General features: G+C 41.3%; 15 protein-coding genes. 13 read left to right on the forward strand and 2 right to left on the reverse strand.

Annotated elements, in window-relative coordinates; genetic code table 11:
- The first annotated feature begins 1 nt into the window (after position 1).
- The 10 genes from B5E77_RS01955 to B5E77_RS02000 all read left to right on the forward strand — a co-directional run bounded on the left by B5E77_RS01955 (position 2) and on the right by B5E77_RS02000 (position 7575).
- A complete protein-coding gene (locus B5E77_RS01955; protein WP_087163713.1) occupies positions 2-1102 on the forward strand; it encodes a site-specific integrase in 1101 nt (366 codons plus the stop codon).
- On the forward strand, positions 1086-1409 hold the full coding sequence (locus B5E77_RS01960; protein WP_021844633.1) for a plasmid mobilization protein: 324 nt from the start codon (positions 1086-1088) through the stop codon (positions 1407-1409). Before B5E77_RS01955 ends, B5E77_RS01960 begins: the two co-directional genes overlap by 17 nt.
- Positions 1406-2536, forward strand: a complete 1131-nt coding sequence (locus tag B5E77_RS01965; protein WP_087163714.1) for an AAA family ATPase — start codon at positions 1406-1408, stop codon at positions 2534-2536. Before B5E77_RS01960 ends, B5E77_RS01965 begins: the two co-directional genes overlap by 4 nt.
- Positions 2537-2634: 98 nt before the next feature.
- Positions 2635-2868: a complexin-2 gene (locus tag B5E77_RS01970; protein ID WP_087163715.1), complete on the forward strand. Its 234-nt coding sequence runs from the start codon at positions 2635-2637 to the stop codon at positions 2866-2868.
- A 74-nt stretch (positions 2869-2942) separates the two neighbouring features.
- Complete coding sequence (locus tag B5E77_RS01975) at positions 2943-3182, forward strand: hypothetical protein (RefSeq protein ID WP_087163716.1); 240 nt, start codon at positions 2943-2945, stop codon at positions 3180-3182.
- 169 nt (positions 3183-3351) lie between these two features.
- Positions 3352-4644: a plasmid recombination protein gene (locus B5E77_RS01980; protein WP_087163717.1), complete on the forward strand. Its 1293-nt coding sequence runs from the start codon at positions 3352-3354 to the stop codon at positions 4642-4644.
- 204 nt (positions 4645-4848) lie between these two features.
- A complete protein-coding gene (locus B5E77_RS01985; protein WP_087163718.1) occupies positions 4849-5259 on the forward strand; it encodes an ester cyclase in 411 nt (136 codons plus the stop codon).
- A gap of 39 nt (positions 5260-5298) precedes the next feature.
- Positions 5299-5712, forward strand: coding sequence for a DUF3788 domain-containing protein (locus B5E77_RS01990; RefSeq protein WP_087163719.1), 414 nt, complete (start codon positions 5299-5301; stop codon positions 5710-5712).
- Between the two features lie 128 nt (positions 5713-5840).
- Positions 5841-6545, forward strand: a complete 705-nt coding sequence (locus B5E77_RS01995) for a response regulator transcription factor (protein ID WP_087163720.1) — start codon at positions 5841-5843, stop codon at positions 6543-6545.
- A complete protein-coding gene (locus B5E77_RS02000; RefSeq protein WP_087163721.1) occupies positions 6538-7575 on the forward strand; it encodes an ATP-binding protein in 1038 nt (345 codons plus the stop codon). Before B5E77_RS01995 ends, B5E77_RS02000 begins: the two co-directional genes overlap by 8 nt.
- A gap of 237 nt (positions 7576-7812) precedes the next feature.
- Here the strand turns inward: B5E77_RS02000 and B5E77_RS02005 are convergent, their stop codons facing one another.
- Positions 7813-8691, reverse strand: coding sequence for a MerR family transcriptional regulator (locus B5E77_RS02005; protein ID WP_087163722.1), 879 nt, complete (start codon positions 8689-8691; stop codon positions 7813-7815).
- 419 nt (positions 8692-9110) lie between these two features.
- On the opposite strand from B5E77_RS02005, the gene B5E77_RS02010 reads away from it, so the two are divergent.
- Together B5E77_RS02010 and B5E77_RS02015 are read left to right on the forward strand one after the other, a co-directional pair.
- Complete coding sequence (locus B5E77_RS02010; protein ID WP_087163723.1) at positions 9111-9527, forward strand: YjdF family protein; 417 nt, start codon at positions 9111-9113, stop codon at positions 9525-9527.
- A 121-nt stretch (positions 9528-9648) separates the two neighbouring features.
- Positions 9649-10515, forward strand: coding sequence for an aminoglycoside 6-adenylyltransferase (locus B5E77_RS02015; RefSeq protein ID WP_087163724.1), 867 nt, complete (start codon positions 9649-9651; stop codon positions 10513-10515).
- A 45-nt stretch (positions 10516-10560) separates the two neighbouring features.
- Here the strand turns inward: B5E77_RS02015 and B5E77_RS02020 are convergent, their stop codons facing one another.
- Complete coding sequence (locus tag B5E77_RS02020) at positions 10561-11103, reverse strand: DUF3795 domain-containing protein (RefSeq protein WP_087163725.1); 543 nt, start codon at positions 11101-11103, stop codon at positions 10561-10563.
- Between the two features lie 234 nt (positions 11104-11337).
- On the opposite strand from B5E77_RS02020, the gene B5E77_RS02025 reads away from it, so the two are divergent.
- Positions 11338-12000: a suppressor of fused domain protein gene (locus tag B5E77_RS02025; protein WP_087163726.1), complete on the forward strand. Its 663-nt coding sequence runs from the start codon at positions 11338-11340 to the stop codon at positions 11998-12000.
- The last annotated feature ends 304 nt before the right edge of the window (positions 12001-12304 follow it).

The following is a 12304-nucleotide window of genomic DNA, read 5'->3' on the forward strand; positions in this document are numbered from 1 at the left end:
AATGGCTGTATACAAAGACAATGCTACGGGAACGTGGCGGGTAATCTATCGCTTCACGAACTGGAAGGGGGAGCGGAAGCAGACACAGAAACGGGGATTTGCTACGAAACGGGAAGCGCAGGCATGGGAGCATGAGGTCATGCTGAAACAGAACTCAAAGTTGGATATGACGTTTGCCAGCTTCTTTGAGGTTTACGAAGCCGACAAGAAACAGCGCGTCAAGGAAAGCACATGGGAATCCAAAAGCCATGTAATCCGCACAAAGATTTTACCGTATTTTGGGAATCGGAAGATAGCGGAGATTGAGGCAAAGGACGTTATCGCATGGCAGAATGAACTTATGACGTACCGGAATGAGAAAGGAAAGCCTTATTCATCTCACTATCTGAAAACCATACACGCTCAGCTAACGGCGATTTTCAATCATGCTGTGAACTTTTATAACCTGCCGTACAATCCGGCAAGACGGGCAGGAACAATGGGAAATGAGGTTCCGAAAGAAATGAATTTCTGGACGAAAGAGGAATATCTGAAATTCTCCGAAGCCATGATGGATAAGCCACGTTCCTATTATGCCTTTGAAATGCTTTACTGGTGTGGAATCCGCTCCGGCGAACTGCTGGCGCTTACTCCGGCTGATTTTGATTTTCAGAAGCAGACAGTCACAATCAGCAAGACATTTCACCGCTCTAAAGGGCGGGATATTATCACAAGCCCGAAAACGAAAAAGAGTAACCGTACAATCAAAATGCCGCCGTTTCTCTGTGAGGAAATGCAGGAATATATCAAAATGCTGTATGACATTCAGCCGGACGAGCGTCTATTTACGGTCACGAAATCCTATCTCAATCACGAAATGGAGCGAGGGGCGAAGCAGGCGGGCGTAAAGAAGATTCGCGTGCATGATATTCGTCATAGTGCGGTTTCTCTGTTAATCGACATGGGATTTTCAGTGCTGGCGATTGGGGAGCGCATGGGGCATGAAGCGGAGAAGATCACCTATCGTTATGCTCACTTGTTCCCTACGGTGCAGACAGAAATGGCGGAGAAACTGGAAATGGAGCGAATGACAAAGGAGGGTGCAAATGGAAAGAACACTTGATTACAAAGGACGGTGGCGTAATCATACGGTAGCGTTTCGGGTGTCTGACGAGGAATCAAAGCTGCTCAATGATTTGGTGGCGCTGTCGGGCTTGACAAAGCAGGACTATATCACAAGGCGGCTGCTGTGCCGGGATGTAGTGGTACAGGGCAATCCGAGGGTTTATAAGGCGCTGAAAAACCAAATGGTGGCTATCTACGAGGAATTGAAGCGGCTGGAAGCGTTAAGCCCGGACAATGACGAACTACTTTACACGTTGCAGGTAATAGCAATCACATTAGATGGTCTGAAAGGAGAAGATGAATGACAGAAAAAATGAAAACGACTGCTCCCTTATCATCTGTTGACGCAGATGGGGCGCAGCCGCAATTAAAAAATCACAGTGAAATTATAGCAAATGAAACAGCACAAATCAATCTGCAAGCCGCACAAAACCCGGAGAAATCCGGGAACGGCGGGCTTCAAACCGTTTCTATGACGGAACTGTATGATACCGTCTACCCGCCGAGAACGCCGATTGTGGACGGTTTTCTCTATGGCGGCACTTATCTCTTTGTGGGTGCGCCGAAAGTTGGAAAATCGTTCTTTATGGGGCAGCTTGCCTATCATGTGGCAATGGGGCTTCCTCTGTGGGATTATCCCATCCGAAAGGGGACGGTATTGTATCTGGCACTGGAAGATGATTATGCGAGGCTTCAGCGGCGGCTCTCCGGTATGTTTGGTGTGGAATGTGCGGATAACCTGTATTTTGCGACACAGGCAAAGACATTGAATGAGGGCTTAGACAGGCAATTAGAAGAATTTCTGAAAGCGCATACGGACGCGAGGCTGATTATCATTGACACGCTCCAGAAAGTGCGTGAGGTCGGCGGGGACAGGTACAGTTATTCCAGCGACTACGAGATTGTGACAAAATTAAAGTCGTTCAGCGATAAATACGGTATCTGCCTGCTGGTGGTTCATCACACACGCAAGCTGGAATCTGAGGACAGCTTTGATATGATTTCCGGCACGAATGGGCTACTTGGAGCGGCAGACGGGGCATTTATCATGCACAAGAAAAAGCGCACTGACAATGAGGCAGTCATGGATATAGTGGGGCGTGACCAGCCGGATCAGGAACTGACTATAGAGTTCGACCGGGAGCGCTGCGTCTGGAAATTCAAAAAGGCAGAAACGGAACTGTGGAAACAGCCGCCGAATCCCCTGCTGGAAGCAATCAACAATTTTCTGACAGAAGATAAGCCGGAATGGGAGGGGACAGCAACAGAACTTGTGAGCCAGTTGCCGGATATGCAGATACAGGCAAACGTGCTTTCCAGAAAACTGAATGTAGTCAATAGCCAGTTGCTTAATGACTATGGAATTTTTTATGACAATAAGCGGGGGCATGAAAGGAAGATTATTCTGAAACGGCTTGAGCCGAGAGAGTAAAAGCGACGATATGCGTCGGTTGCGACGGTATTTTTTACAGTGGGCTGGTATAGAAAATATCGACGCTATCGACGCAAACCGACGCAGAAAGGATTTTTATGAAAAACGTGCAAATCCCTTATGAATTATTTGTATCTCTGCTCCGCTATCATCTAATGGAAGAAGATGATTGTCTGAATGAAATCCGGCAGGGGTTGGAACAGAAATTGGATTCTCTGGTTCGCCATGAATTATATGCGAAATATAAGACTGCTCCCACACAGGAAGAACGGGAAAAAGCCAGACAGGAATATCTGGAAAAACGTGGAGTGCTGGATAGCTTCCGCTGGTAATTTTTCTTTGATAATAACAGACAGGAGCGTGTCACGCTCCTGTGGATAGCAGACAACGAGAAAGGTGTGATTTGATGATAATTCAGCCGGAATGGGGAACCCGAAATGTGAACAAATATTTTTACGAAAGTGAAGCCCGTAGGATTGCCGCACTCAATGAAATCTTTGGAGATGTGGAACTGACTGCGGCAGAAATGCGGACGCTGGTATGGCTGTGCGGGTGGGAGGAATGTACGGTAGAAAACGTACTTTCCGCTATCCGAAAAGCTATGGCAGCGGAAGCAAAGCGGCGGGAACAGCCGCTCCGTCCGTAGGACGGAAAAGCCCCCGGCAGGGCGCAAAGGCAGCTTTTGATGGACGGAACGGCTGTCAAAAGTGCTTTTGAGTTACTTTCGACGAAAGTAACAAAGCCTATGCGCCGTATCCGGCGCTGATTACCCGGACAGGGAGAAAGGATATTGATTGAAGCGAACTATCAGCTTTATGACAGGGAAAGGCTCTGTCAATCATAACAGCAGAAAATTCCATGCAAAGAACACTGACCCGGAACGAAGTTATCTAAACGTAGAATATTGCAATAAAAATGTTAAGGATGTATATCACGAATTGTTTGATGAAGCACTCGCCCGGTACAATGAGAAGCAGACCAGAAGTGACCGCCGGATTGACGATTATTATGAGAAAATCCGTTCCGGCAAGCAGGAAAAGCCGTTCCATGAGATTATCCTGCAAATTGGGGATAAGGACAATATGGGAGCGAAAACGGAGAACGGACAGCTTGCCGCAAAGGTGTTGGATAAATATATGCAGGACTTCCAGCGGCGAAATCCTACGTTGAGGGTATTCAGCGCCTATCTTCACATGGACGAAGCGACGCCCCACTTGCATATAGATTTTGTACCGTATACGACAGGAAGCAGGCGGGGACTTGATACAAGAGTATCACTGAAACAGGCGTTATCTGCTCTCGGATTTAAAGGCGGCACAAGACGGGAAACGGAATTAAATCAGTGGGTGGCTTATGAGAAAGAACAGCTTGCCGCTGTCATGCTGGAACAGGGGATTGAGTGGGAGAAGAAAGGCACACATGAAAAGCATTTATCCGTTCTGGATTTTGAGAAAAAGGAGCGGGCAAAGGAAGTCGCAGAGTTGGAAGCAAAGAAAGCGGAATTGCAGGAAGAAAATGCTGCTTTTCAAGAAATCAACGAAGATTTGCATGAACAGTTGTTACAGGTTGATGATGAGATTCGCTTCTTGCAGGAAAATTTACAGGAATCCCGGCAGGAAGCAGAGAAAGCGCAGAAACAGGCGGACAAATACCAGAAACGCATGAATGAACTTGCCCCTATGGTAAAGAACATGGAGAAGCTGGCGGCAGATTTTTCCGCAGACCCGGAACAGACGCTTCCAGAAGCGGCGGTTATGGAATCTGCAAAGTCGTATCGGGAGAAGAAAGCAAAGCCGCTGGTAAAAAAAATCGTACAAGTCATGCGCTCTGTTTATTCGGCATATCTGGATATTTCAAATAAGTTTACAAAGCTGCAAGCGGCATATAATAGGGAACGGAGTGGAAATGAGCGGTTGACAAACAGGCTGGAAGAAGTCTTGGCGGAAAATCGGGAACTGCGGATAGTGGCGGCGGATTTTGGGCGTATAAAAGCTGTGGTCGGCGCTGAACAGGTTAATGCTGTGATTGACCGGGCAAAGCAACAGGAACGGATAGAAGCCGAACAGAAACGGGTTACAAAGAGAAAACATAATCGGGAAGCCCGTTGACAGATGGAGGGCTGTTTAAAGCCCTCTTAGCCGCCATGAAGCGAATCTCCGTCAGTTAGTCAAGAGCGGCGTAGCCCATTTAGTTTACTCTTGACTGGCTGGTGGGGATTTGCTATTTCTTTTGATAATGTGTGGAAAGTAATGGCGGCTTCTGGTAGAATAGCTGTATGGTAAATAAAAAATGTGCTTTAAGAGGATTGGACGATGAAATCAGCAGAGAGAATAAAATACTTTTATGAAACTATCATATCTGAAAATGAAATTGAGAGAATGGCAGAGTTTATATCGCCAGAATGCTGTGTAAAAATGGGAGAAAAGCTGATTCCAGTCGGTATTGACGGTATGAAAGAACACATAAAGGCAACTAAGCAGACATATCCCGATTATAAAATGAAGATTATCAAACAGTTTTGTGATGGGGATTATGTCATTTCAGAATTTATTATGGAAGGTACACATAAAGGGGAATGGATTGGAATAAAACCAACTGGCAAACGATTAGTGTTTACAGGCGTTGACATTGATAAAGTAATCGACGGTTTAATTGTGGAGCATGGCGGTGCGGTAAATACATTTGAAACTTTGTTTGAAGCAGGTATGATAGGAGCAAAATAATTTTAGAATAGTGAAAATCGAAATTTATGGAGGGATACAATGCTTGAAAATATACCGTCTCAATCAACTATGACTGAATTGATTGGCCAATCTTTGTTTGAAGTTTGGCAAGAGTTATGTTCGGCTATTGATGAAAAATACGAAATGGAACGATTATGGAATACTGGTGGTAAGAATTGGACTTATGAGTATAAATATCGTAGAGGTGGAAAAACACTTTGTTGTTTATACGCAAAAAGTAATTGCGTTGGTTTCATGATTATCTTTGGAAAAGACGAAAGAACAAAATTTGAAGATATAAGAAGTACGCTTTCTGATTCCGTTTGCAGGCAATATGATGAAGCAAAAATCTATCATGATGGAAAATGGGTAATGTTTGAACCGACTGATACGGCAGAATTTGATGATTATATGAAATTGTTGGCTATTAAAAGAAAACCGAATCGGAAATAAGAACTGTCTGTTTATTGGAATTTTTGAAGAGGATATTGCGCCACTTAATCTTAATATAGCAGAAACAGTTGAACTATTTCGGAAATTATAGTAAAATATTGCAGGTATAATATACATTAGGAGAAATCATGTTTATATTAAAGAAAAATGCAAAAAAATATGTTTATACGAATTTAAAAACAATAGCATCTGTAGAAGAACAAAGAATAGATTTGAGAATAAAAATACCAAGAGAAACTATCAAGGTTTGCGTTATTGACGATGAAGGTTTTGATATAAATATGCTGTATGATTTGGGATATAAGAATATTCGAAAAAAAATACAGTTTGAGAGTATGGATGAATATGAAGACTATGATATAATACTATGTGATATAGAGGGAATTGGAATTAATGTAGATGTGGATAAGCAAGGTTTGGCAGTAGCAGAACAAATAAAAGATGTATATCCAGAAAAGGTTGTATTATTGTATTCTGGGAAAAATGTTGAGACTTTTGGGGAAATGCCAAAGAATCTTGACGGGTATTTGAGAAAACAATCCTCAATGAGTGAACTAGCTAAAAGCCTAGATGCCTATTATAAACAATCGATCGATCCAATTAATGTTTGGAAAAAAACTAGAGATGAGATGTTAAATAATAAAGTTTCCACAAAAACAGTAGCATTTCTTGAAGATAGGTATTGTAGATCATTACTTGAAGGGAAAGGGTACTTATACAACAATGCTAATTTAAATGAGACGGAAATATTTTCGGCGGAGAATATTTCAAAATATATTGAAATATTAGCAAAAGTAGTAGAAGTTGTGAGGAGATTATCTACAGATGTTTAATCAGTATTCAATAGAGAAAAAAGAGTTGATTGTATCTACAGAAATACCATATTTTTGTGAAAAGTTCTTTTACGATGAAAATAAAAAATGTAAAAAGTATTATGAAGAAATTAGTAAAGATGAGTACATAGATGGTTTATATCAATGTCCATATGGATTTAGTTGCTATAAAAGTAATGGTAAAATCTATAGTTGTTTAATTGTAGGAGGACATTCTGATTTATCAAAAGTAAATATACATTTAAAAACTTATAAACAGAGCTTAAAAGATTTCACTAACTATACTATAAGTCAATTGCGAATGATAATAGGATATAATGAGAGTTTAGAACATAAACAAAAAATATTACGCTTAACAATACATGATTTGAAAAATGCAACAAAACATTTTATGGATTTGGCGGAGAGTGTAAAACAGAGTACGGATTTATCAAAGAAGATTGAAGAAGATGAAGAATTGTTTTCTGCAATTGAAGGATATAGTTTAATACAATATCGTTTGGATTATCATGATCAACTATTAAATAATGGAGTAGTTTATGGAAATGAAAAACGGAATATAAATTTTCATAAAATGATTATGAAATTATGCAAATTAATGCAGTATAGAGGAAAGAAGAAAGATGTTTCCATAGAATTTCATGGATATACTAATAATAGATTTTTGTGTAGTCGAGATATGTATTTAGCTAGTTTTATTTTTATTGAAAATGCAATTAAGTATGCAGAGCAATTTTCAGCAATTGATATTGATTTTAATGATTATGGACATGATACAACAGAAATTAAGATAGTAAATATTTGTAGAAATATTTCGGCTGATGAGATGGAAAAAATATATAATGATGGTTTTCGAGGAGGACAGGCTCAAGTTACCTCAAAGGGGAGCGGATTGGGTTTGGGATTGGCCAAAAAAATATGTGATAGGTCTGGAGTTCAATTAAAAACAACGTTTCAAGAAATCGATTCGGATGTAGGGAAATTTGCTGTAGAACTGATTATTCAGAGGGATATAGTTGAAATGATATAATTTGCCAATCAAAACTAAAAAAACTCTGTGGCAACATTTTGGCAACAGAAAATCAGCAAGCTAGAATAAATGATGTAATTAAAGTAAAGAATGGCATGTATTTATATAAAAATTAAACAAATATAGTTAATAAAAACAAAGGACACGCCGAGTTTGAATAACGGACGAAACGCCGGGAATGCTGATAAAATGAGGCATTTCCGGCGTTACTTTATGCCCTTTGACTCTAAAATGGCTCTAATTGTTTCCTGTGAAGTTATTTTCGTAATAATAGCGGAAGGCTTTTACAATATATTCACTGCTTCCCGCGCCATGTTTTGTGTCAAATACCTTGCTAAGATAATCATTAGAATAGGTGTCAATCATCATTCGGCAGTAATTTTCCGCACTTCCAACCAGTAGTTTTGAGGTAGTGGTTTGTATGCTGGCTATAATTTCCTCTACAATGCTTTGAACCAGTTCCGAAGCCACATCTTCTCCTTTGTGAGAAGCCAGCTTAAGAAATTTATCTTCTTTCAGCATTTCTTCTGGCACTTGTGAATACCATTCATCCATAATTTCAGAGAAATGCTCCAGATTGTGCTTCATTTCTTCGGTATATTTTTCAATACTGCCAAACTGCTGGATGGCGAGCTTTGCCACGTGTTCTTCATCATCTCTGATTTTCTGGATGAACATATCAAAATTTTCAATGCTTCCCCAGTGCTGAATGACAGTTTCTGTCTGATTGGATTTAAAATCTTCCAAAGCGTTGATATAATCAGACAGATCAAACTCTTTAAAGCTCATACATGGTTCTCCTTTCTCTAAGCGTTCGAGAAGCTGTATAAGCCGGTCAAGACGACCCCGTTTCAGCAGGAAAAGTTCTTTTTGCTTTTTGAAAGCAGCAATCCTGTCAAAATCTGGTTTTTCCAAAATCACTTTTATTTCTCTTAGTGGAAATCCAAGTTCCTTAAAAAATAAGATTTGTTGTAAGGTCTGCAATGCGCCATCATCATACATTCGGTAACCGGCTGCAGTGAGTTCGCTTGGTTTCAGCAGCCCGATTTCATCATAGTATTGAAGTGTCCGTATGCTGACGCCAGTCAGCTTGGCAACCTGACTTATACTTTTCATCAAAACAGCTCCTCTCAGTACAGGGAAACGGGAGTGACCGGTCACATTTGTTATGCTTCCCTTGAGAAAAGAATACAATATCACGCAACGTGAGAGTCAAGTAAATTTGTAAAAATCATAATGCAAGGCCGCATTCAAAAGCTAGTACCATGCACTTTTCAGCCTTGGAAAGTCCATAAGAAGTTAAATTTCTGATATTCCGTATTTCAGAAAGCAAGGCATCTCCCATCCCTCATTTTTATAGCTAAATTTCCGATAATATGTTAAAATCAGAAAGCAAAGATAAAAACACAACGTAAGGGATAAGCTCTCTTACAGAGCCGGTAGGTAGTCCGGCCGCACCGTTTCGGTGTAAGTAACCCTCCCTCCTTAGGGTCGTCCGTTCTTTGTTCATCACAATCATTTAAGGAGGAATTGTCATGGACAAAGTATCGGGCAGGCTGACAGTATTTTTTGAGGAACCATTTTGGATCGGTGTGTTTGAACGCATATCGGAGGGAAAGCTATCTGTATGTAAGGTTACGTTCGGAGCGGAACCGAAGGAGTATGAGATATACGATTTTATCCTGAAAAATTACTACCGGCTGCGGTTTAGTCCGGCTGTGGCAACTGCTGTAAAAGAAGCTGGCCGCAATCCGAAACGGGTACAGAGAGAAGTGCAAAAGCAGGTACAGAATACCGGAATAGGCACGAGGTCTCAGCAGGCTTTAAAATTACAGCAGGAGCAGTTGAAAACTGAACGTAAGGCTGTGAGCCGGGAACAACGGGAAGCAGAGAAACAGCGGCAGTTTGAACTGAAACAGCAGAAAAAGAAAGAGAAGCATAGGGGCAGGTGATTCTTGCCCCGCTTTTTCTTAATTAAATTACCATAGTCCATAATTACGCTCGGGAATAACGCTCTGGAATATTTGCGATGCTTACTTTACCGGAGCTTGGAATGGAAAAGGAGACATAAAATTGCGTACAGACACAGAAATTATGAACTTAATTATACATACGGCTGAAGTGGATGACAGAGTCCTGGCGGCTTATCTGAAAGGTTCGAGGACTAATCCACATGCCCCGAAAGATCGATATCGGGATTTTGACGTAATGTATGTGGTCAGGGAGACAGAAAGCTTTATTTCTGATCCGGCATGGCTGAATGAATTCGGGGATATTATGCTCAGGCAGGAGCAGGATGATGATTTTGGTTATGGGGAACGGTTTGGAATACGCAGCCACTATGAGGAAAGCTATTCCTGGCTGCTGCTGTTTGAGGATGGGAGCCGTATTGATATTGGAGTAGAGACGGTGTCGGCGATGGAAAAGGGCAAAAATCGAAACAGGCTGTTTCTTCCACTATTGGATAAAGTGGGATGCCTGCCGCAGCTGCCGCCGCCGACAGATGAGGAGTTTTATGTGACTCCGCCGACCGGGAAGAAGTATCGGGGCTGCTGCAAGGAGTTTTTCTGGTGCCTGTGTGATGTGGTGAAAGGGATTGCCAGAGATGAACTGCCCTTTGCCATGGGTACATATAACATGCTTGTGCGCAGTATGCTGGAGCAGATGCTGAACTGGTATGTGGGAATTCGGACCGATTATTCTGTATCCTGTGGGAAAATGAATAAGTACTTTAAAAGGTATCTGCCGGAAGACCTGTATCTGCAGTATCTGAAAACGTATTCGGACAGCAGCTATGAGCATTTCTGGAAGGCGATTGACACAGCCTGTGAGCTGTTTCATCAAACGGCACAGTTTGTCGCGGAACAGTCCGGCTATACGTATCCGCAGGAAGATGAGAATGGCTTTCAAAAGTATGTTGAAATCATAAAAAAGATATAAGCTGTGTCGGTCTGTCTAGATAGAAGAAGGATGATTGAGGCAGCCTTATTTCTTTTTACGCAATTTTAGGATAATATTTTTCTTCTCGGCGGCTTCTTGCAGTAAACCGGACGCAAGAGCCGCTTTTTCTTTCAAAGATAAATTTGAAGCACGTTCATCTAATTCGGCTATAACGTTTTCCAAATCCTCCAACTCCAGCAAATTGACTGCCACGCAAAAAAGGGTCTTTTTTCGCCCGTCATTATAAGAATTGAGCAGGTGGTTTAGAAGAATTCGCTTATTCTGCTGTACGGATGAATAGGTCTCTGCCCCTTGTTCTATGAATTTCTGTATATCCAGCTTCTGATGCTGGTGCGTGATAAAAGAATCGAATTCATCTATATGGTCATATTTTGGACAGGGATAGTTTTCGCACTGGAAACAATACTCTATTTTTCCGTGCTGCAGACTGCACCTTGCCAGGGAACAGGATTGATTTCCTTCTCCGCCGCCGCAGCCGGGACAATACTTATTTAAGTTCATAGGACATAGACCGCAGTTCAGCCCACACAAAGAGAAAAGCAGATTAGTTCGTTTGAAATTTTTCATATCCAGTCACCTGTGAAATTATTTTTTGCTGCCCGCTTTAAGAGCTTTTAGTTATTTGTGTGCAGGAAATATACAGAGAGGTTTATATTTTACCATATTTGTATGAAAATCGGGTGGATTGTGAACTTGAAGCTTGAAAATAATTATACTATAATATTACATAAAGGGTAAATAAGGAAATATCTTAAATTTGCATGATTTAAGAGAAGCTGAGGTTTATAAAAGGAGAAAATTATGGGATTGTTTAGCCGCTTTAAGAAAAAGGATGATGAATCGAACAAAAAGGAGGTTCAGGCAGCCGGCTGGGATGCTATTACAAATGCTTGTGAAAAAGTATATCCAGACCAAAAAGAACCGAAACATTACGGGACCATAATCAGCTGGGATTTGGGTGGAAATGATCCGCTTGAAGGAATTAGTGTGTATGACGGAGGAGACTATTGGCATTTTGTGACTTATGGTTTGTCAGAAATCTTCGAAAAAGAATCTGATAATGAAGCTGTCAGCGGTTACGGGATGGAATTTACGTTCAAGCTGAAAAAAGATTGCTGCGAAGAGGAAGAGGCAGAAATAAGATGTATTTGTGGAATTTTGCAGTCTATTGCCAGAATTACTTTTACACATGGCGAGCTTTTTAAGGCTTATGAAACGATATATACGGGGCAAACGCAAGGCATCGATGCGAACATGAAATCGGATATAACAGGATTTGTCACGGTGCCGGATGACAAACTGGGTTCCATAGATACTCAAAATGGAAAGGTTGATTTTATAGAATTTATAGGGGTTACGAATGATGAATTGATGGCGGTGAGAAATAAGCAAATGAATGTGAAAGCGTTGGTTGAAAAGATTGGAAGCGATGTGACTGATTATAGTAGAAAATCAGTTATATAAAGCTTGAATAAAGCATGATTCGCAAACGGGCTCTTCGGAGCCCGTTTGCTATTTTCGACCATAAAAAGGGATAACAAGTACCCCCGCGCCGTTTATCCCAGACAGAAAAGCTAAAGTTTGTATCAAGAGCTGGATCGAAACACTTTTGTACCCCGCTGCGTTTGCGCTGCAGCGAAATGCTTCTACAATGCAGCTGCAGCATCCAGTTCCATGCCCCTCCTCATTCCGGATTTTCCAGATAAGTATCACGAAATTTTTTGTAAAGCTGCTCTCAAATAGTATAAGTGAGAAAACGATCTCATAT

The organism is Lachnoclostridium sp. An131, from assembly GCF_002160825.1.
Classification (GTDB): Bacteria; Bacillota; Clostridia; order Lachnospirales; family Lachnospiraceae; genus Laedolimicola.

Excerpts from the sequence above, each read along its gene's own strand:
- B5E77_RS02025 (WP_087163726.1), top strand. The coding sequence starts at position 11,338 with ATGGGATTGTTTAGCCGCTTTAAGAAAAAGGATGATGAATCGAACAAA.
- B5E77_RS01990 (WP_087163719.1), top strand. The coding sequence starts at position 5,299 with ATGCTTGAAAATATACCGTCTCAATCAACTATGACTGAATTGATTGGC.
- B5E77_RS01965 (WP_087163714.1), top strand. The coding sequence starts at position 1,406 with ATGACAGAAAAAATGAAAACGACTGCTCCCTTATCATCTGTTGACGCA.
- B5E77_RS01980 (WP_087163717.1), top strand. The coding sequence starts at position 3,352 with ATGACAGGGAAAGGCTCTGTCAATCATAACAGCAGAAAATTCCATGCA.
- B5E77_RS01960 (WP_021844633.1), top strand. The coding sequence starts at position 1,086 with ATGGAAAGAACACTTGATTACAAAGGACGGTGGCGTAATCATACGGTA.
- B5E77_RS01970 (WP_087163715.1), top strand. The coding sequence starts at position 2,635 with ATGAAAAACGTGCAAATCCCTTATGAATTATTTGTATCTCTGCTCCGC.
- B5E77_RS02010 (WP_087163723.1), top strand. The coding sequence starts at position 9,111 with ATGGACAAAGTATCGGGCAGGCTGACAGTATTTTTTGAGGAACCATTT.
- B5E77_RS02005 (WP_087163722.1), bottom strand. The coding sequence starts at position 8,691 with ATGAAAAGTATAAGTCAGGTTGCCAAGCTGACTGGCGTCAGCATACGG.
- B5E77_RS01955 (WP_087163713.1), top strand. The coding sequence starts at position 2 with ATGGCTGTATACAAAGACAATGCTACGGGAACGTGGCGGGTAATCTAT.
- B5E77_RS02000 (WP_087163721.1), top strand. The coding sequence starts at position 6,538 with ATGTTTAATCAGTATTCAATAGAGAAAAAAGAGTTGATTGTATCTACA.
- B5E77_RS01985 (WP_087163718.1), top strand. The coding sequence starts at position 4,849 with ATGAAATCAGCAGAGAGAATAAAATACTTTTATGAAACTATCATATCT.
- B5E77_RS01975 (WP_087163716.1), top strand. The coding sequence starts at position 2,943 with ATGATAATTCAGCCGGAATGGGGAACCCGAAATGTGAACAAATATTTT.
- B5E77_RS01995 (WP_087163720.1), top strand. The coding sequence starts at position 5,841 with ATGTTTATATTAAAGAAAAATGCAAAAAAATATGTTTATACGAATTTA.
- B5E77_RS02020 (WP_087163725.1), bottom strand. The coding sequence starts at position 11,103 with ATGAAAAATTTCAAACGAACTAATCTGCTTTTCTCTTTGTGTGGGCTG.